Genomic DNA, 1,936 nt, shown 5'->3' with positions numbered 1-1,936 from the left:
CCGGAACATTACCGTGGCGGTGACCCCCGAGCAGGCCAACAAACTCATTTTGGCAGAAAAGTACGGAACACTCAGCGTGGTTCTGTGCAGCCAGCAGGAGGACGCGGCTGTTCCCACGGATCATCCGGAGACGGGCGACGTTGCGGCGATTCCGACCGCCACCACCTCACCTCAGCCGGAAGCGGCGAACCAGCTCGAGGGTTCCAACCTGGTCAATATTTACACCCTCTTGGGCATTTCCCCGCTTCAGCCGCAGCCCGAGACTCCCAAACCTGAAACCAAGACCGCCCAAATCTGGCGGGGCAGCGAAGTTCAGGAAGTGACGTTCGCAAGCTGGCAGATTCGTGAGGCGGAAAACGCCACCCTGGTTGCCCAGGGACAGGAACCGCGGCCGTTCACGCCGGGCGCACTCAACAGCAAAGTCTCGTCGCATCAGGAGGCCAGTGATGAAGACTGCCCAGAATGTGCTGCCAAACGGGCGAAAGAGGCGGCCCGGACCAGCGCGGGAGCCGCGCCAACCCCCGCTCCGCATCAAGCCGTCCTCCCCGGCCAGGCAAGTACGGGAACGGGTGGTTACGGTCGCGTGGTGACTTTGCCGGTGGCCCATGCTTCCGCCGGCAGGCCGTGACAGCGACGCGGGGCGCTTGGTTGTCGGCACTGACTTGGCAGAGCGATCGACGCATGAGGGAACACACCAGGGCATGCTGAAGAGAGTGGAAACCAACCCATGATGAACCTGTTTTACCGACAGAGCGACACACCCGGGAATGGCCGTGGCCAGGTCTCCGCCACCTCCGATGCGCGCGAGAAATGGGAAGCCGAATTCCAGAAGCTGAAAACCCGGCTGCATCGCGAGGTGATCGAGTCGCTGGACCTTTCCCGGCTGGCCAAAATGGATGAAACGCAACTCCGTCGGCATCTGCGGAACCTCACAGAGGCCGTCCTCCGGAGCCGACCGGAACTCCTCGGCAACATCGACGAGGAACGCCTGATTGACGAACTGATGGCAGAGTCGTTCGGTTTGGGACCACTTGAACCCTACATGCAGGACCCGGACGTCACCGACATCCTCGTCAACGGTCCCTACGAAGTGTACGTGGAAAGGTGCGGACGGCTCCAGGAAACGAACACCGTCTTTGCCGACGAGGAACACCTGCTCCAGATTATTCAGCGGATCGTTTCTCGCGTGGGACGCCGCATCGACGAGCAGAACCCGATGGTCGATGCCCGGCTGCCCGACGGTTCCCGCGTCAATGCCGTGATTCCTCCGCTTTCCCTGCGCGGACCGGTCCTCTCCATCCGCCGGTTCGGGCACGAACGGCTCAAAATGGCCGATCTGCTCCGCCTGGGGTCGATCTGCCCAGAGATGGTGACACTCCTTCAGGCGGCTGTGGAGGGACGGATCAACATCCTCATCAGCGGGGGAGCCGGCTCCGGAAAGACCACCCTTCTCAACAACCTCTCGGCGTTTATTCCGGAAGACGAACGTCTTGTGACGATTGAGGACTCGGCCGAGCTACGCCTCCAGCGAAAGCACGTGGTGAGTTTGGAAACACGCATCGCCAATGCGGAGGGCCGCGGCGAGGTGACACCCCGCGATCTGGTCCGCAACGCCCTGCGGATGCGACCGGACAGAATCATCCTGGGCGAGGTCCGCGGCGCGGAAGCCCTCGATATGCTCCAGGCCATGAATACGGGGCATGAAGGATCCCTCACCACCATCCACGCGAATGACACCCGCGACGCCCTCTCACGTCTGGAAGTGATGGTGGGAATGGCGGGATTCGAACTGCCGGTGCCCATTGTACGCCAGTACATCGCTTCCGCCATCACCCTCGTCGTTCACCTGGCAAGGTTGAAGGGCGGTGTGCGGAAGGTGATGCGGATTTCCGAAATCGTTGGCTTCACTAATGGAGATTATGAACTTCAGGAACTG

The 1,936-nt window shown here is 61.6% G+C and carries 2 protein-coding genes; both read left to right on the top strand.

The features are described 5' to 3' along the window. A partial coding sequence (locus H5U08_RS17200; RefSeq protein WP_297035895.1) for a hypothetical protein occupies nt 1-628 on the top strand: 628 nt, incomplete at its 5' end. Between the two features lie 99 nt (nt 629-727). Further along, nucleotides 728-1,936 (top strand): CpaF family protein (locus H5U08_RS17195; protein WP_297035893.1); only part of this gene is annotated, 1,209 nt, incomplete at its 3' end.

The sequence above is a fragment of the Thermogutta sp. genome, from assembly GCF_014359955.1.
GTDB lineage: Bacteria > Planctomycetota > Planctomycetia > Pirellulales > Thermoguttaceae > Thermogutta.
The sequence above is the reverse complement of the archived record's forward strand: the minus strand, read 5'-3'. Positions and strand labels throughout refer to the sequence as shown.